The organism is Streptomyces sp. R302, assembly GCF_012927245.1.
Classification (GTDB): domain Bacteria; phylum Actinomycetota; class Actinomycetes; order Streptomycetales; family Streptomycetaceae; genus Streptomyces.
The window spans coordinates 132228-148941 of sequence record NZ_JABBGE010000015.1 but is presented as its reverse complement, the minus strand read 5'-3'; the positions used below and the strand labels follow the sequence as shown (position 1 = coordinate 148941).

The following is a 16714-nucleotide window of genomic DNA, read 5'->3' as shown; positions in this document are numbered from 1 at the left end:
CCGGAAGCTAAGCCTTTCAGCGCCGATGGTACTGCAGGGGGGACCCTGTGGGAGAGTAGGACGCCGCCGAACAATCATTGTGGGGAAGCCCCGCACCTTATGGTGCGGGGCTTTTCTGCGTTCACGGGGCGGCTCTAGGCTGGGTTTATGCGCTACGACCTGGTCATCTTCGACAACGACGGCGTGCTCGTCGACAGTGAGCCGCTGTCCAACCGGCTGCTCGCCGGTTACCTCACCGAGCTCGGGCACCCCACCACGTACGAGGACTCCCTCCGTGACTACATGGGGGCCGCCATCCACCGGGTGCACGACCTCGTCCTCGAACGGAGTGGGCAGCGGCTGCCCGAGGACTTCGACGACGCCTTCCACGCACGGGTCTTCGCCGCCTTCCAGGAGGAGTTGGAGCCGGTGGAAGGGGCGGTGGACGTGCTGAAGCGGCTGGTCGCCGACGGAGTGCCGTACTGCGTGGCCTCGTCCGGGAGCCACGAGCGGATCCGGGTCGGGCACCGGAAGACCGGGCTGGACGCCTACTTCCCCGACGGGCTCGTCTACAGCGCCGAGGACGTGGGGCGGGGCAAGCCGGCGCCGGACCTCTTCCTCCACGCGGCCGAGCGGATGGGGGTGGCACCCGAGCGGTGTGTCGTCGTCGAGGACAGCCGGCTCGGGGTGCAGGCGGCCGTCGCCGCCGGGATGGACGTGTACGGGTTCACCGCTATGACGCCGGAGGACCGGCTGGCGGGAGCACGGGGGTTCTTCTCGCGGATGGAGGAACTGCCCGCCATTTTGGGTCTGTGATCCATCTACCCATCGGTAGGAGGCGGGCCTACGCTGTGCCGCCATGACCGATGTGCGACTGCGGCGGGGGCGGGGGTCCCTGGCCCTCAGCTTCTTCGTCCAGGGCGTGGCCTTCGCGCTGCTCGTGACCCGGATACCCGGGATCCAGGACCGGTACGGGATCTCCGACGGGCTGCTGCCCCTCTTCCTGGCCGCCGTGCCGATCCTCGCCGGGGTCGCGAGCGTGGCGACCGAGAAGGTCGTCGCCCGGGTGGCGCCCTCGCGGGTGCTGCGGTGGTCCCAGCCCGTCGTGCTCCTCGCGCTGCTCGGCGTGGGGGCGGGGGACGCGCTGTGGATGGCGGCCGTGGCGCTCGGGGTGTTCGGGCTCGCGGTCGGCGCGCTCGACGCCTCCATGAACATGCTGGGGGTGAGCCTCCAGCGGACGTACGGCCGGAGCATCATGCTCGGTTTCCACGCCGCGTACAGCCTCGGCGGGATCGCCGGCGCCTCGCTCGCCTGGGTGGGGGCGCACTGGCACCTGACGCTGTTCTGGTCGTACCTGCCGGTGGTCGTGGTGCTTGCGCCGGCCGCGTACCTCGGCAGCCGGTGGTACGTGGACGGGCAGGCCGCGCCGGAGCGGAGTGCGGAGGCGAGGGGCGGGGCGCTGTCGTTCAAGCTGCTGCTGCCGCTGTGCCTGGTGATGACCTTCGCGTACATCGGGGACTCGACGGTCTCCAACTGGTCGGCGAAGTACCTCCAGGACGTGCTCGGCAGTTCGGAGGAGACGGCGACCGTCCCGTACAACGCGTACATGGTGACGACGCTGCTGGGGCGGGCCGTGGGCGACCTGGGGGTGCGGTACCTCGGGGCGTCGGTGGTCGTGCGGGCCGGGGCGGTGCTCGCGGCGTGCGGGTTCGCGCTGGTGGCGGTGGCGACGTCGGCGTGGGTGGGGATCGCCGCCTTCACCGTCCTCGGGCTCGGGCTGAGCGTGATCGTGCCGCAGACCTTCGCGGCGGCCGGGCGGCTCTTCCCGGAGAACAGCGACGCGGCCGTCGCGCGGCTCAACGTCTTCAACTACGTCGGATTCCTCGTCGGCTCGCCGCTCGTCGGGGCGCTCGGGGACGCCTGGAGCTACCGGGGCGCCATGGTGGTGCCGATGGTGCTCGTCCTGGTGACGGTGGTGTATGCCACGTCGTTCGGCGCACGGGAGGCCCGATACGGTGGCGGTCATGAGCGGCCGCGCACTGTTGATGTGGGATGAAGCTGTCACGGGGTACGACTTCGGGCCCCAGCACCCGATGGACCCGGTACGGCTCGCACTGACCATGGGGCTGGTGCGCGCCTTCGGGCTCGACCGGGCCGTGGACGTGGTGGCGGCCAAGGCGGCCGGGGACTCGACGCTGCGGCTCGTGCACCGCGAGGACTACCTGGCCGCCGTGAAGGCCGCCTCCGCCGATCCGCGCCACGCCGACCAGGCGTACGGGCTCGGGACGGTCGACGATCCGGCGTTCGCGGGGATGCACGAGGCGTCCGCGCTGATCGCCGGGCAGTCGGTGGCGGCGGCGGAGGCCGTGTGGCGGGGTGAGGCCGGGCACGCCGTGAACTTCGCCGGCGGGCTGCACCACGCGATGCCCGGCGGAGCGGCCGGGTTCTGTGTCTACAACGACGCCTCGCTGGCCATCGCCCGGCTCCTCGAACTGGGCGCGGAGCGGGTCGCGTACGTGGACGTCGACGTGCACCACGGGGACGGGGTGCAGGCGGCGTTCTGGGAGGATCCGCGGGTCCTGACGATCTCGCTGCACGAGCATCCGCGGACGCTGTTCCCGCAGACCGGCTGGCCGGAGGAGACCGGTGCGGACGGGCCCGGCGAGGGGAGCGCGGTGAACGTGGCGCTGCCCGCCGGCACCGGGGACGCGGGGTGGCTGCGGGCCTTCCACGCGGTGGTGCCGGAGCTGCTCGCCGACTTCCGGCCGCAGGTCCTGGTGACCCAGCACGGGGCGGACACCCACTTCGACGACCCGCTGGCCCACCTGGCGGTGTCGCTGGACGCGCAGCGGGCCGTGCAGGAGGCGTGCCACGAGCTGGCGCACGCCCACGCGGACGGCCGGTGGGTGGCGCTCGGCGGCGGCGGATACGCCGTGGTCGACGTCGTACCGCGGTCGTGGACGCACCTGGTGGGGATCGCGGCGCACGCGCCCGTGGCGCCCGAGACGGTGGTGCCGTCCTCGTGGCGGGACGAGGTGTACGCGCGGACCCGGCAGCTGGGTCCCGGGCGGATGACCGACGGGCGGTGGCCGGTGGACTTCCGTGACTGGGCGGCCGGTTACGACCCCGCGGACCGCCTCGACCAGGCGGTGCTCGCGACCCGGAAGGCGGCTTTCCCGCTGCGCGGGCTGCTCGCCTGACCGGTGCGTCTCCTGTTACGCCAACGGTGCGGCGTGCAGCGGATTCTGACGCTCCGACAGCGGTGATCCGGCAGCATCGGGAGGGTGTTGAGTACCGGGGCGCTGCGGGCGCATCTGTTGGCGGCGGGGTTGGCGGGGACGGTGGCGACCTCGCGGGAGGAGAGCCTGCGGAGCTACCGGCTCTTCGCCGCGGGGGACCCCCGGGTGACGCTGGGCCTCGTGCCGGCCGGCGGCTGGGGCGAGGCGGAGCTGCTGCGGCTGATGGCGGAGAAGTGCGGGGTGTCGGGGGATCCGGCGTACCGCTCGGGGCCGGACGCGATCGATCCGGAGCGGACGCTGCGCGGCCTCGACGCCTTCGCGGGCCGGCTGGCGGTGGCGGCGGCGCGGCGGGCGCCGGTGCTGTTCGGGACGGGGCATCCGCACCGGCTGCTCGGTTTCTACGTCGCTCTCGCAGACGCCCTGTCGGCGGCGGGATGTGACGTACTCACCCCGGCGCAGGGGCGATGTGTCGACATAACGACCCGGTTCGGTCTACGCACGTACGTCCTCGACTACGTACGCGGCGTCGCGTTCGTACGGGAGGCGGGGCCGTCGGAGGGCGGGCGCGAGCCGGGGGCGCACTCCCACTCGGCGCTGCCGGTGAGGGCCGCCCTGGAGAGTGCGGCGGAGGCCGGCGGGCCGCTGCCGGCGCTGGTCGTGGGGGACCACGGCTGGGTCTGCGGTGCTGGTCAGCTGGGTATCGAGGCGATCGGGCTGGCCGACACCGACGATCCGGCGCTGTTCGTGGGGGAGGCCGAGGGGCAGGTGGCGGTGGCCGTCCCGCTGGATGACGGGGTGCCCTCGGCGTACTACCGTCCCCTCACGCGCTATGTACTCAATCGAGCGTGTCTGTCACGGTAAACGGGCGATAGGAGCTCCTCTTCCCCACTCGCACCACCCGCCCCTACTCTGATTCGTGAGCGTTCGACGACGAAGAGTCACCGGAGGGGAAGCCGGTGGGCGTCGCGGCGGAAGGTACAGGTGGGTCATGGCTGCTGGCGATCGGCCTCTCAACGAGGTCAAGTTCCTGACCGTGGCGGAAGTCGCCGCGGTGATGCGCGTATCGAAGATGACCGTGTACCGCTTGGTGCACAGCGGTCATCTGCCGGCGATCCGGGTGGGCCGGTCCTTCCGGGTCCCGGAGCAGGCGGTTCACGCGTACCTGAGGGAGTCGTACGTGGGGGTGGGGACCGCGTAGGGGGCGCGCGGCCGACCCGCGGCCGAACGGCCGGTGAGCCGCGTACGGCCCTCGGATTACTCGTGTGGTGCCAGGGGCGGTAGGCTGACCCCTCGTAGGTCGTGTGGGCCCAGACGCCCCGCACCAGTGAGAAGAAGTGAGCGAGGGTAGTCGTGGGCTCTGTTATCAAGAAGCGGCGCAAGCGGATGGCCAAGAAGAAGCACCGCAAGCTGCTCAAGCGCACGCGCGTTCAGCGTCGCAACAAGAAGTAGGCGGCGGCCGCGCGAGCGGTTTCCCGTGCGTGAAAAGACGTGGCCCTTCACCGTCATCGGTGAGGGGCCACGTTTTCATTGCGCCGAAATGCTCAGGCGCTACGGTGGCGGCTACGGAAAGACGGTCGGGAAGACGGACGGAAGTTCGGACGGAAGGCGCTGATCTTGGGCAAGGTCGTGCTCGTCACCGGTGCCGCCCGGCATCTGGGGGGACGTTTCGTGCGGCGGATCCAGCGGGACCCGGAGGTGGAGCGGGTGGTGGCCGTGGACGCGGTCGAGCCCGCGCATCCGCTGGGGGCCGCCGACTTCGTCCGGGCGGACATCCGCCGGCCCGCCATCGCCAAGGTGCTCGCGGAGCACGAGGTGGACACGGTGGTGCACCTCGACGTGACGGGGACGGCGCTGGGCGCCGGCGGCCGGACGGCGGTCAAGGAGACCAACGTCATCGGCACCATGCAGCTGCTCGGGGCCTGCCAGCAGTCGCCGCGGGTCGGCCGGCTCGTGGTGAAGTCCAGTACGACCGTGTACGGCTCCGCGCCCCGCGACCCGGCGGTCTTCACCGAGACGACGCCGGCGAAGTCGCTGCCGAGCGGGGGTTTCGCCAAGGACGCGGTCGAGGTCGAGGGGTACGTCCGGGGCTTCGCCCGGCGGCGGCCGGACGTGGCGGTGTGCGTGCTGCGGTTCGCGAACATCCTGGGCCCGCGGGTGGAGTCGCCGCTGACCGAGTACCTGTCGCTGCCGGTCATGCCGACGGTCCTGGGGTACGACCCGCGGCTGCAGTTCGTCCACGAGGACGATGTGATCGACGTGCTGCGGCTCGTGGCGCAGGAGCCGCGCCGGGCGTCCCTGAACAGCGGGACCTTCAACGTGGCGGGCGACGGGGTGCTGCTGCTCTCGCAGTGCGCGCGGCGGCTCGGGCGGCCGACGGTTCCGGTGCTGCTGCCGGCGGTGACCTGGGTGGGCTCGGCGCTGCGGACGGTGGGGCTGACGGACTTCGCGCCCGAGCAGATCCGGCTCCTCACGCACGGGCGGGTCGTGTCGACCGTCCAACTGCGGGAGGTGCTGGGTTTCCGGCCGCGGTACTCGACGGCGGAGACGTTCGCGGACTTCGCGGCGAGCCGGGGGCCGGGGCTGCTGCCGCCGGAGCGGCTCGCGGGGGCGGTGGACCGGTTGGCGGGCCGGGTCGCCCCGGGGGCGGTTCCCTCTCCCGACTCATACTCCTGACTCTTACGACGGTGCCTGAGGAGCGGCGACAGCGATGGCGGACGCCAAGGTGATTCCTTTCGACGACGACCGTTCGCGGGCCCGGCGGCGGCCCGGCCGGCCCGAGGACCCGTCCGGTGCCGGGACCGGCGGCCCGGCGGCCGTACGGGCGCTGCCGGGGGCGCGGGAGGTGCCGGACGAGGCGCCGGGCGGGACGCCCGCCCCGGAGCCCGTGGCGGAGCCCGCCGCGGAGGGTGCCGGGCGGGCCGGGTGGGAGCGGAGGGTCGCGGGCGGGCTGGCGTTCCTGCGGCGGCGGGTCACGGGGGAGTACGAGGTCGACGAGTTCGGGTACGACGCCGAGCTGACCGACCAGGTGCTGATGTCGCTGCTGCGCCCGCTGTACGAGAAGTACTTCCGGGTGGAGGTGAAGGGCGTCGAGAACATCCCGGAGAAGGGCGGGGCGCTGGTCGTCGCCAACCATTCCGGGACGCTGCCGCTGGACGGGCTGATGATGCAGGTGGCGGTGCACGACCGCCATCCGGCCGGCCGGCATCTGCGGCTGCTCGCGGCGGACCTGGTCTTCGTGCTGCCGGTGGTCAACGAGCTGGCCCGGAAGGCGGGGCACACGCTCGCGTGCGCGGAGGACGCGGAGCGGCTGCTGAAGGCCGGGGAGGTCGTCGGCGTGATGCCGGAGGGCTTCAAGGGGATCGGGAAGCCGTTCTCGGAGCGGTACAAGCTCCAGCGGTTCGGCCGGGGCGGCTTCGTCTCGACGGCGCTGCGGGCGGGGGTGCCGATCGTGCCCTGCTCGATCGTGGGCGCCGAGGAGATCTACCCGATGATCGGGAACGCGAAGACGCTGGCGCGGCTGCTCGGTCTGCCGTACGTGCCGGTGACGCCGACCTTCCCGTGGCTGGGGCCGCTGGGGATGCTGCCGCTGCCGACGAAGTGGACGATCGAGTTCGGGGAGCCGATCCCGACGGACGGCTATCCGCCGGAGGCGGCGGAGGACCCGATGCTGATGTTCAACCTGACGGACCAGGTCCGGGAGCAGATCCAGCACACGCTCTACAAGCTGCTGGTGCAGCGGCGGTCGGTCTTCTTCTGACGCGAGGGCCGAGGGCCGCGGGTCCGACGGACGGAGTCCGGCGCAGCCTTCCGAAGCCCGGGAGGCCCCTTGGGGCCGAGCGGTGCGAGGAGGGCAGAGCAAGAGGGGCCAAGCTGCTGGTGCAGCGGCGGTCGGTCTTTTTCTGAGTGCCGTGTACGGATGGAGGAAGGGGCGCCCCCCGTCCGTGGGGGCGCCCCTTCCTCTTGTCAGCGAGCGTCCTCGCTGTCGATGCCGAGGCCTGGAAGGAGGCCCGGCAGGAGTGGCGGGATGGTGACGTCGGGGGGTGTGGGGGTCACGTGCTGTTCCTCGGGGGCGGTGGTGCCCGCCGGGGTCGGCAGGAGGCCGCCGGTGTTGCCGCCGAGGAGTCCGTCGTCCTCCGGGGCGGTGGTGCCGGTCTCGGCGCCCGGGCTCGGGGTGGTGCCGGTGCCGGTGGTGCCGCTGGTGCCCGCGCCCTGGGTGGTGTCGGCGGGGCGGGGGGTGGCGGAGCTGCCCTGGGCCGGGGTGCCCTGGGTGGTTGTGGGCCGGCTGGTGTCCGTGCCCGGCTGGTCCTGCCGGGCGGTGGGGCTGCTGCTGGAGCCGGGGTCGGTCGCGCCCTTTTCGAGGGTGCGGGGCAGCACCGACTGGAGCGGCTCGACTTCCTGGTCTATGGCGGCGAAGACGCCGCTGACCTCTTCGCCGACGTCCGTGAGCTGGACGGGGAGGCGGTCGCGCAGGCCGTTCCAGGTGTTGCGGTGGGCCTGGGCGAAGGAGTTCAGCCGGGCCATGGGGGCGAGCTCGCCGTCCCGGTCGTAGGCCTGGCGGAGCAGCCGGTGGCCCTGCTCGGCGTCGTGCTTCATGCCGCCGAGGGCGCGCCGGATCTCGCTGAGGGACTCGTGGTCGAGGTCGCCGGAGCGGGTGCGCTCCATGAGGCGGCGGGCCTCGCTGAGCCGGGTGGACGCCTGGTCGAGGTAGATGCCCCCGCGGTCGGCGTCGTCGTCGGCCATGCCCAGCTTGAGGTCTTCCATGCCGCGCTTGAGCCCGTAGAGCGAGTCACCGGGCAGGGCGTCGGAGCTGGCGGCGGCGACGCCGCCGAAGGCTCCGGCCGCCACACCGACGGTGAGACCGCCGGCGGCGAGCCCCTTGGTCCAGCGCGTGCGCGGGCGGAGCTTGCGCAGGGGGGATGCCCGGTGGGCGCCCCTGGTGCTCCGCTGTTCCGGGACGGTAGGGCCCGCGGCGGCCGTCCCCTGGGCGAACATCGCCTCCATGGCAGCGACGAGCTGGGCTCGCTGCACCACCTTGACCTCGGGGTCGAGTTCCGGTTTCGGCAGGTCGCCGAGTCCGCTCGCCAAGGCCAACAGCCGTCCCTGGTCGCCCGTGTCGGCCGGGGCGTCGGGCCGGCCGGCCGTCTCGCCCTCGGGCGCCCGGTCCTCCAGGGCCTGGGCGAAGGCGTTCGCCCGCCGGTGCACGTTCGCGATCACTGGCGGCACCTCCTCTCGTCATGACGGTCGACTCCCCAAGGGGTCCGGAAGGTTGCCCGCCTTGAGCGGATACACACGAACGAGTGAGTACCCGCGGGCAGGGCGTGACCACAGGGAGCCTGCATTTCGCACAACGAGCGGCGCGGCACTTGGGTTACGCGCGAAAGATGATCGGACCAGTGCGTCATCGATGCGTCACCGACTGTGAATGGGAACGGGCAGTGGTGGCGTGGGGGGAGGGGTGTGGGTGAGGTGAGGGGGACAAGTGACTTCAGTGGGGGAGAGGGCGGGGTGAGCGAGGGGGTGGCGGCGGTCGGCGGTCCGGGGGCGGTGGGGCCGCCCCGGTCAGCGGGCGTCTTCGGGCAGGAGCCGGGCCAGGGTGCGGACGGCCCGGTACTGGAGGGTCTTGATCGCGCCCTCGTTCTTCCCCATGACCCGCGCGGTCTCGGCGACCGAGAGGCCCTGGAGGAAGCGGAGGGTGACGCACTCCTGCTGCTGGGGGTTGAGGCGGCGGACGGCGTCCAGAAGCGCGGCGTTGGAGAGGGACTCCAGGACGGAGTCCTCCGGGCTGCGCTCGACCTCGTTGGCGTCGAGCATCTCGCCGGTGGTGACCTCCAGCCGGAAGCGGCTGGACTTGAAGTGGTCGGCGACGAGGTTGCGGGCGATGGTGACGAGCCAGGCGCCGAAGTCCCGGCCCTGCCAGGTGAAGGTGGAGATCCGGCGCAGGGCGCGCAGGAAGGTCTCGCTGGTGAGGTCCTCCGCCGTCGCCTTCCCGCCGACGCGGTAGTAGATGTAGCGGTAGACGGTGTCGCTGTACTGGTCGTACAGCCGGCCGAAGGCCTCGGCCTCGCCCGCCTGGGCGCGCTCGACCAGATCCATCATCCGGGCGCTGTCGCTGTCGGCGGTGGGGCGTCGGGCGGCGGTCGAGTTGCCGGCGCCGCCGCGCGCGCCCCGTCTGCCGACGGCGGCACCGCCGTCGGCCAGGGCATAGCAAGGGCCGGCCGGTGCCGGTGCGGCGAAGGCGAAGGCGGGCGCAGGGCCGACGTACGCGGTGGGGACGAAGCCACGCAAGTGGTCGAGGACCGTTGCGCGCAGCGTAGCCAGGCCCGAGGCGTCAACCCCGACGTGTGGGTACACGGGACTCCCAGAGGCAGAGCTTCCATCACGTGCAGTGCGGATCCGTTCACTCGTCGTGGCGACGGGAGGGTTCCGCTGTGCGTCTGAGGAGAATAACGCTTCGTACAGGCAGCGCTACACCCAGTTGCTCAAATCATCGATTACGTCGGTTCTGTTACCGCTTGCAAGCGGATCAAGTCGTACTTCGTGATCGGTTATTGATCGAGTGGCTTCCGAGTGTGATTGCGTCGGCGTTGCGTTGTGCTCATGTGCGGTAGGGGAGAGTGAGCGCCGCCGCTCCTGGGTAAGGGCGCGGGAATGTCCGGGAGTCGGGGTGTGCGGGCGCTGTTCGACCACGGACGGGTGAGCCCCGCTGGTCCGTGGTTGTCGCAGATGATCGCAGCCGAAACGTATCGCCACGGGCGTGGCGCTCCGTGAGCGGCGGGGAGTTCGGGTACGGCGGAGAGTGCGGGTGCGGCGGGGAGTTCGGGCGCGGTCAGCGGCGGCGGCGGTGCAGGGCGACCGCCGCGGCGGTGCCGCCGGCGACGGCGCCGAGGCCCGCGGCGGCCGGGATGCCGATCTTGGCGGCCTTGCGTCCGGTCCGGTAGTCGCGCAGTCGCCAGTCGAGGTTCCTGGCGTGCCGGCGCAGCTTGGTGTCGGGGTTGACCGCGTACGGGTGGCCGACGAGCGAGAGCATCGGGATGTCGTTGTGCGAGTCGCTGTACGCGGCGCAGCGGCCGAGGTCCAGGCCCTCGGCGGCGGCCAGGGCGCGTACCGCCTCGGCCTTGGCCGGGCCGTGCAGCAGTTCGCCGACCAGCCGGCCGGTGTAGACGCCGTCGACGGACTCGGCGACCGTGCCGAGGGCGCCGGTGAGGCCGAGGCGGCGGGCGATGATCGTGGCCGTCTCGACCGGGGCGGCCGTCACCAGCCAGACCTTCTGGCCCGCGTCGAGGTGGGCCTGGGCCAGGGCGCGGGTGCCCGGCCAGATCCGGTCGGCCATGTACTCGTCGTAGATCTCCTCGCCGATCGACATCAGTTCGGAGACGCGGTGGCCCTTGACGATGGAGAGCGCGCTGTCGCGGGCCTCCTGCATGTGGGCCGGGTCCTCGACGCCGGCCAGCCGGAACCAGACCTGCGCCCAGGCGAAGCGGGCGAGTTCGCGGCGCTGGAAGAACTTCCGCTTGTACAGGCCGCGGCCGAAGTGGAAGATCGCGGCGCCCTGCATCACGGTGTTGTCGAGGTCGAAGAAGGCGGCGGCCCTGACGTCGCCCACGACGGGGAACTCGGGCTCCTCCGGGGCGGTTTCGACGGCCTCGGCCGCTTCGAGGGCGGCGGCCTCCTCCTCGCGCTCCCGCTCCAGTTGGAGCGAGGTCTTGCGGGCCGCCTCGGCGGCGGCCTCGCCTGCGAGGACGCTGCGCGCGGTGGCGGAGCGCCTACGGGGGGTGAGCCATCCCAGAGCGGCCATGTCTGGAGCATAGCCAGTCTGTTCGGTCCTTCCCGACTTGTGGGGATGCCGTCGTGTGAACAGTGCGGGTCCCCACCGTTGCCGGGCGGGACAATGGACGGCATGTTCGGACGTACCAAGAAGAAGGACGCGGCGAAGGATCCGGCCGCGCGGACCGTGACGCTGATCGGGAAGCCGGGGTGTCATCTGTGCGACGACGCCCGGGCGGTGATCGAGGCCGTCTGCGCCGAGACGGGGGCACGATGGGAGGAGCGGGACATCCTCCAGGACGAGGCGCTGTACAAGGAGTACTGGGAACAGATCCCCGTCGTCCTGGTCGACGGGGAGCAGCACACCTTCTGGCGGGTGGACGCCGAGCGGCTCCGGCGTGAACTGGGTGCCTGACCGAAAGCCGGTTACCATCATGGACGTTTTGTTGGCATTCGGGGGTCACGTCGTGAGGAGAGTGTGCGGCTTTGCCCCCTTCGGGATCTCGACGTGTCGCGCCGTGTGACGGTTCCGTACCGTCGATAACCGGCCGCGTGACCCCGGTCACTTTGGGCAGACAAAACGGACACCATCTTTGTGCACGCGTTCACAAAGACATAGCCTGCATTCGACGGGGCGGTCCTGGGACATATGGCCGCCTGCAGCCCCGCTCATCCCGCAGGAGCACCGTGGCAACTGGCCGAACTCACCGACCGGCGACCCGTAGCCGAGGAATTCCCGAGGCCACCGTCGCCCGCCTTCCGCTGTATCTGCGCGCCCTGACCGCGCTCTCGGAACGCTCCGTACCCACGGTCTCCTCGGAGGAGCTCGCGGCCGCGGCCGGCGTCAACTCCGCGAAGCTGCGCAAGGACTTCAGCTACCTCGGCTCGTACGGCACCCGCGGTGTCGGCTACGACGTCGAGTACCTCGTCTACCAGATCTCCCGCGAGCTCGGCCTGACCCAGGACTGGCCGGTCGTGATCGTCGGCATCGGCAACCTCGGCGCCGCGCTCGCCGGCTACGGCGGCTTCGCCTCCCGCGGCTTCCGCGTCGCCGCGCTGATCGACGCCGACCCCGCCATGACCGGCAAGCCGGTCGCCGGGATCCCCGTCCAGCACAGCGACGACCTGGAGAAGATCATCGCCGAGGACGGCGTCTCCATCGGCGTCATCGCGACCCCGGCCGGTGTCGCCCAGGCGGTCTGCGACCGGCTCGTCGCCGCCGGCGTGACCTCCATCCTCAACTTCGCCCCGACCGTGCTCTCGGTGCCCGACGGCGTCGACGTGCGCAAGGTGGACCTCTCCATCGAGCTCCAGATCCTCGCCTTCCACGAGCAGCGCAAGGCCGGCGAGGAGCTGGGCGAGGAGACCGCCCCGGCGGCGCCGCCCGCCGCCCGCACGACCTCCGACAGCGCTCGTACCGGCGCCGACAACGGCCGTGCCACCGCCGACAGCGCCCGTTCCGCCGCGGACGGCGGTCGCAAGGGACCCGACGGGGACGCCCCCGCGGTGATGCCGGCATGAGCCTCCTCGTCGTCGGGCTGAGCCACCGCAGCGCCCCCGTCTCCATCCTGGAGCGGGCCTCGCTGCAGGCCGACACCCAGACCAAGCTCCTCCAGGACACCCTCGCCGCCGAACCGGCCGCCGAGGCCACCGTCCTCGCCACCTGCAACCGCATCGAGCTCTACGCAGACGTGGACAAGTTCCACGCCGGCGTCGCCGAGCTGTCCACGCTCCTCGCCCAGCACAGCGGCGTCGGCCTGGACGAGCTCACCCCCTACCTCTACGTGCACTACGAGGACCGGGCCGTCCACCACCTCTTCTCGGTGGCCTGCGGCCTCGACTCCATGGTCGTCGGCGAGGGCCAGATCCTCGGCCAGATCAAGGACGCCCTCGCCCTCGGCCAGGTCCAGCACACCGCGGGCCGGCTCCTCAACGACCTCTTCCAGCAGGCCCTGCGGGTCGGCAAGCGCGCCCACAGCGAGACCGGCATCGACCGGGCCGGACAGTCGCTCGTCACCTTCGGCCTGGAACAGCTCGCCGGGGACACCGACGTCGAGGGCTGGGCGCGGGGCAAGCGCGCCCTCGTCATCGGCGCCGGCTCCATGTCCTCCCTGGCCGCCGCGACCCTCGCCCGCGCCGGCGTCGCCGAGATCGTCATCGCCAACCGCACCCTCGCCCGCGCCGAGCGGCTCGCCGAGATCCTCACCGAGCCCGGAGGCACGGGCGTGGCCGCGCGCGCGGCCGAGATGGTTGCCGTCGGCGACGAACTGGGCCGCGCGGACATCGTCGTCTCCTGCACCGGAGCCACCGGACTCGTCCTCACCGGCGAGGCGATCGAGGCCGCCGCCGCGGGCCGCGACGAGCCGCTGCACCTGCTCGACCTCGCCATGCCCCGCGACATCGACGCCGCCGCCCACCGGATCCCCGGCGCCCGGCTCGTCGACATCGAATCGCTCGCCGACGCCTCCGCCGACGCCCCCATGGCCAACGACGTCGACCAGGTCCGCGGCATCGTCTCCGACGAGGTCGCCGCCTTCGGCGCCGCCCAGCGCGCCGCCCACATCACCCCGACCGTGGTCGCCCTGCGCACCATGGCCGCCGACGTGGTGGCCAGCGAGGTCGCCCGCCTGGAAGGCCGCCTCCCCGGCCTCGACGACAAGCAGCGCGCCGAGATCACCCAGACCGTGCGCCGCGTCGTCGACAAGCTCCTGCACGCGCCGACCGTGCGGGTCAAGCAGCTCGCCAGCGAGCCCGGCGGCGCCGGGTACGCGGACGCGCTGCGGACACTCTTCGACCTCGACCCGGAGACGGTGGCTTCCGTCTCCCGGGCCGACCTGAATGACGCCGACGTCAAGAACCGAGGGCGAGTATGACCGAGAGGGCACTGAGGCTCGGGACCAGGCGCAGCAAGCTCGCCATGGCCCAGTCCGGGCACGTGGCCGACGCCGTCCGGCAGCTGACCGGCCGACCCGTCGAGCTCGTGGAGATCACCACGTACGGGGACACCTCCCGTGAGCACCTCGCGCAGATCGGCGGCACCGGCGTCTTCGTCGCGGCCCTGCGCGACGCGCTGCTCGACGGCGAGGTCGACTTCGCCGTCCACTCCCTGAAGGATCTGCCGACCGCCCAGCACCCCGACCTGGTGCTGGCCGCGATCCCGAAGCGCGAGGACCCGCGCGACGTCCTCATCACCGGCGAGGGCCTCTCCCTCGACCGGCTCCCCGAGGGCGCCCGCGTCGGCACCGGCTCGCCGCGCCGCATGGCCCAGCTGAACGCGTACGCCCGCAGCCACGGCCTCGACCTGACCTGCGTCCCGATCCGCGGCAACGTCGACACCCGCGTCGGCTACGTCCGCAAGGGCGAGCTCGACGCCGTCGTCCTCGCCGCGGCCGGACTCAACCGCATCGGCGGCACCGAGGAACTCCTCGGCGGCCTGTCGGCCGAGCACCTGTCGGTCGACTCCGTGCTGCCCGCCCCCGGCCAGGGTGCCCTGGCCGTCGAATGCCCGGCGTCGAACTCCGACCTCGTCGCCACGCTCGCCGCCCTCGACGACCCGCAGACGCGGGCCGCCGTGACCGCCGAGCGATCCCTGCTCGCCGCCCTGGAGGCCGGCTGCAGCGCACCCGTGGGAGCGCTCGCCGACATCCTCGCCGACGGCCCCGGTCACGGGCAGGTTGTCACCGAAATGCGCCTGCGCGGCGTCGTCGGCACCACCGACGGCTCGACGCTGGTGCAGCTGTCCACCACCGGTCCCGTACCCACCTCGCACGACGAGGCGGCGGCGCTCGGACGCGAACTCGCGGCCGAGATGCTCGCCAAGGGTGCGGCCGGTCTTATGGGGGAGCGAGCACTTTGAGCCCCACCAGCCCGACCACCAGCCCCGTGCCCCCCGTCTTCGCGGGCCACGGCCACGTCACCTTCCTCGGCGCAGGCCCAGGCGACCCCGGACTCCTGACCCTGCGGGCCGTCGAGGCCCTCGCCGGAGCGGACGTCCTGATCGCCGAGCCGGAGGTCCTCGACGTCGTCCGCGGCCATGCGCGCGCGGGCGTGAGCACGCCTGAGCTGACGGTTGTTGACGAGGCGTCAACAACCGCCGGTGTCCCCGTGTTGAGGGATGCGGCCAATCTTGTCATGGAGGCCGCGCGCGGCGGCAGGCGGGTCGTCCGTGCGGTGACCGGCGACCCCGGCCTCGACGGGAACGCGGGCGCCGAGATGCTCGCCTGCGCCGCCGAGGGCATCCCCTTCGAGGTCGTGCCCGGCGTCGCGAACGTGGTCGGCGTCCCCGCGTACGCCGGTGTGCCGCTCCGCGACGAGCAGGGCACCGACGTCCGCTTCGTCGACGCGCGCACCGCCGACGACCGGTGCTGGGGCGAGGTCGGCGCCTCCGACGGCACCGTCGTCGTCTCCACCTCGCTCGACGCGGTCGCCGCGGCCGCCGGTGAACTGGTGGCGGCGGGCCGCAAGCCGGACACCCCGCTCACCGTCACCATCGCCGGCACCACCACGCGCCAGCGGACGTGGAACGCGACCCTCGGCACGATCGCCCAGGTCTTCAAGCAGGGCAAGGTGCTCCCCTCCCCCGAGGGCCACCGGCCGGTGATAGCCGTGGTCGGCGAGCGCAGCGCCCCGGCGCAGCGCGACCGGCTCGCCTGGTTCGAGTCCAAGCCGCTCTTCGGCTGGCGGGTGCTCGTGCCGCGCACCAAGGAGCAGGCCGCGTCGCTCTCCGACCAGCTGCGCTCGTACGGCGCCGTGCCGCACGAGGTGCCGACGATCGCCGTCGAGCCGCCGCGGACCCCGCAGCAGATGGAGCGGGCCGTGAAGGGGCTCGTCACCGGACGGTACGAGTGGATCGCCTTCACCTCGGTGAACGCGGTCAAGGCCGTGCGCGAGAAGTTCGAGGAGTACGGGCTCGACGCCCGCGCCTTCGCCGGGATCAAGGTCGCGGCGGTGGGCGAGCAGACCGCGGCGGCGCTGGTCGACTTCGGCGTGAAGCCCGACCTGGTGCCCAGCGGTGAGCAGTCCGCGGCCGGACTCCTTGAGGACTGGCCGCCGTACGACCCGGTCTTCGACCCGATCGACCGCGTCTTCCTGCCGCGGGCCGACATCGCGACCGAGACGCTGGTCGCGGGGCTCATCGAGCTCGGGTGGGAGGTCGACGACGTCACCGCCTACCGGACCGTACGCGCGTCGCCGCCGCCGGCGGACACGCGCGAGGCGATCAAGGGCGGCGGCTTCGACGCGGTGCTCTTCACGTCGTCGTCGACCGTGCGGAACCTCGTCGGCATCGCCGGCAAGCCGCACAACGTCACCGTCATCGCCTGCATCGGGCCGGCCACGGCCAAGACGGCGGAGGAGCACGGGCTGCGGGTCGACGTGCTGTCCCCCGAGCCGTCCGTCCACAAGCTCGCGGAAGCGCTGGCGGAGTTCGGCATCCGGCGCCGGGAGGCGGCGCTGGAGGCGGGCGATCCCGTGACGCGGCCCAGTGAGCGGAGGCCGGGGGCACGGAGACGGCGCACCACGTAGTGCGGTGCGGCGGGGAACGGGTGCGGGCTTCCGTGATCGCGGGGGCCCGCACCGCCGTTCCTGCGGGCCCGCGCCCGGCGTCCCTGTGCCGGCACGGGGCTCGCGCCCGGCGTCCCTGTGGGCATACGTCCCGCTAGGGCGGGACGGGTGGGCACAGGGACGGCGCCCCCTGCCGCGCCTCGGCTTTCCGGGCCTGGACCCGCACCCGC

General features: G+C 72.5%; 16 protein-coding genes. 13 read left to right on the top strand and 3 right to left on the bottom strand.

Going from position 1 to position 16714, the window contains the following annotated elements; all coding sequences use genetic code 11:
• Positions 1–147: 147 nt before the first annotated feature.
• The 8 genes from HHL19_RS34655 (at position 148) to HHL19_RS34620 (ending at position 6975) form a co-directional block, all read left to right on the top strand.
• Positions 148–795: an HAD family hydrolase gene (locus tag HHL19_RS34655; RefSeq protein ID WP_169094358.1), complete on the top strand. Its 648-nt coding sequence runs from the start codon at positions 148–150 to the stop codon at positions 793–795.
• Positions 796–838: 43 nt separating this feature from the next.
• Positions 839–2035, top strand: a complete 1197-nt coding sequence (locus HHL19_RS34650; RefSeq protein ID WP_169094357.1) for an MFS transporter — start codon at positions 839–841, stop codon at positions 2033–2035.
• Entirely contained in the window at positions 2004–3179 is a 1176-nt protein-coding gene (locus HHL19_RS34645) for an acetoin utilization protein AcuC (RefSeq protein WP_169094356.1), read from the top strand. The genes HHL19_RS34650 and HHL19_RS34645 overlap by 32 nt, the downstream gene beginning before the upstream one ends.
• A gap of 84 nt (positions 3180–3263) precedes the next feature.
• On the top strand, positions 3264–4079 hold the full coding sequence (locus HHL19_RS34640) for a phosphatase (protein ID WP_169094355.1): 816 nt from the start codon (positions 3264–3266) through the stop codon (positions 4077–4079).
• Positions 4080–4206: 127 nt separating this feature from the next.
• The gene (locus HHL19_RS34635) at positions 4207–4416 is read left to right on the top strand and encodes a helix-turn-helix domain-containing protein (protein ID WP_030495139.1); all 210 of its coding nucleotides are present in this window, start codon (positions 4207–4209) and stop codon (positions 4414–4416) included.
• A gap of 152 nt (positions 4417–4568) precedes the next feature.
• Complete coding sequence (locus HHL19_RS34630) at positions 4569–4667, top strand: AURKAIP1/COX24 domain-containing protein (RefSeq protein ID WP_003948845.1); 99 nt, start codon at positions 4569–4571, stop codon at positions 4665–4667.
• A gap of 165 nt (positions 4668–4832) precedes the next feature.
• Positions 4833–5891, top strand: coding sequence for an NAD-dependent epimerase/dehydratase family protein (locus HHL19_RS34625; RefSeq protein ID WP_169094354.1), 1059 nt, complete (start codon positions 4833–4835; stop codon positions 5889–5891).
• A 34-nt stretch (positions 5892–5925) separates the two neighbouring features.
• Positions 5926–6975, top strand: a complete 1050-nt coding sequence (locus tag HHL19_RS34620; RefSeq protein ID WP_169094353.1) for a lysophospholipid acyltransferase family protein — start codon at positions 5926–5928, stop codon at positions 6973–6975.
• A 206-nt stretch (positions 6976–7181) separates the two neighbouring features.
• Here HHL19_RS34620 and HHL19_RS34615 read toward each other — a convergent pair whose 3' ends face one another.
• From HHL19_RS34615 to HHL19_RS34605, 3 genes are all read right to left on the bottom strand, one after another.
• Positions 7182–8432, bottom strand: coding sequence for a DUF5667 domain-containing protein (locus HHL19_RS34615; protein ID WP_169094352.1), 1251 nt, complete (start codon positions 8430–8432; stop codon positions 7182–7184).
• A 345-nt stretch (positions 8433–8777) separates the two neighbouring features.
• Positions 8778–9569, bottom strand: coding sequence for an ECF subfamily RNA polymerase sigma factor, BldN family (locus HHL19_RS34610; protein WP_169094351.1), 792 nt, complete (start codon positions 9567–9569; stop codon positions 8778–8780).
• A gap of 475 nt (positions 9570–10044) precedes the next feature.
• A complete protein-coding gene (locus HHL19_RS34605) occupies positions 10045–11013 on the bottom strand; it encodes an HAD-IB family hydrolase (protein WP_169094350.1) in 969 nt (322 codons plus the stop codon).
• 93 nt (positions 11014–11106) lie between these two features.
• On the opposite strand from HHL19_RS34605, the gene HHL19_RS34600 reads away from it, so the two are divergent.
• The 5 genes from HHL19_RS34600 to HHL19_RS34580 all read left to right on the top strand — a co-directional run bounded on the left by HHL19_RS34600 (position 11107) and on the right by HHL19_RS34580 (position 16505).
• Positions 11107–11397: a glutaredoxin family protein gene (locus HHL19_RS34600; RefSeq protein WP_169094349.1), complete on the top strand. Its 291-nt coding sequence runs from the start codon at positions 11107–11109 to the stop codon at positions 11395–11397.
• 272 nt (positions 11398–11669) lie between these two features.
• On the top strand, positions 11670–12503 hold the full coding sequence (locus tag HHL19_RS34595; RefSeq protein ID WP_169094348.1) for a redox-sensing transcriptional repressor Rex: 834 nt from the start codon (positions 11670–11672) through the stop codon (positions 12501–12503).
• Positions 12500–13855 carry a glutamyl-tRNA reductase gene (locus HHL19_RS34590; protein WP_169094347.1) on the top strand — a complete coding sequence of 452 codons (1356 nt, stop codon included), beginning with the start codon at positions 12500–12502 and terminating at the stop codon, positions 13853–13855. The genes HHL19_RS34595 and HHL19_RS34590 overlap by 4 nt, the downstream gene beginning before the upstream one ends.
• Entirely contained in the window at positions 13852–14838 is a 987-nt protein-coding gene (hemC, locus tag HHL19_RS34585) for a hydroxymethylbilane synthase (RefSeq protein WP_169094346.1), read from the top strand. Before HHL19_RS34590 ends, hemC begins: the two co-directional genes overlap by 4 nt.
• The gene (locus HHL19_RS34580; RefSeq protein WP_169094345.1) at positions 14835–16505 is read left to right on the top strand and encodes a uroporphyrinogen-III synthase; all 1671 of its coding nucleotides are present in this window, start codon (positions 14835–14837) and stop codon (positions 16503–16505) included. Before hemC ends, HHL19_RS34580 begins: the two co-directional genes overlap by 4 nt.
• Positions 16506–16714: the final 209 nt, after the last annotated feature.

What these genes read in the sequence shown, in the direction of transcription:
- HHL19_RS34620 (WP_169094353.1), top strand. Translation starts at nt 5,926, where the DNA reads ATGGCGGACGCCAAGGTGATTCCTTTCGACGACGACCGTTCGCGGGCC.
- HHL19_RS34645 (WP_169094356.1), top strand. Translation starts at nt 2,004, where the DNA reads ATGAGCGGCCGCGCACTGTTGATGTGGGATGAAGCTGTCACGGGGTAC.
- HHL19_RS34590 (WP_169094347.1), top strand. Translation starts at nt 12,500, where the DNA reads ATGAGCCTCCTCGTCGTCGGGCTGAGCCACCGCAGCGCCCCCGTCTCC.
- HHL19_RS34635 (WP_030495139.1), top strand. Translation starts at nt 4,207, where the DNA reads ATGGCTGCTGGCGATCGGCCTCTCAACGAGGTCAAGTTCCTGACCGTG.
- HHL19_RS34600 (WP_169094349.1), top strand. Translation starts at nt 11,107, where the DNA reads ATGGACGGCATGTTCGGACGTACCAAGAAGAAGGACGCGGCGAAGGAT.
- hemC (WP_169094346.1), top strand. Translation starts at nt 13,852, where the DNA reads ATGACCGAGAGGGCACTGAGGCTCGGGACCAGGCGCAGCAAGCTCGCC.
- HHL19_RS34605 (WP_169094350.1), bottom strand. Translation starts at nt 11,013, where the DNA reads ATGGCCGCTCTGGGATGGCTCACCCCCCGTAGGCGCTCCGCCACCGCG.
- HHL19_RS34655 (WP_169094358.1), top strand. Translation starts at nt 148, where the DNA reads ATGCGCTACGACCTGGTCATCTTCGACAACGACGGCGTGCTCGTCGAC.
- HHL19_RS34650 (WP_169094357.1), top strand. Translation starts at nt 839, where the DNA reads ATGACCGATGTGCGACTGCGGCGGGGGCGGGGGTCCCTGGCCCTCAGC.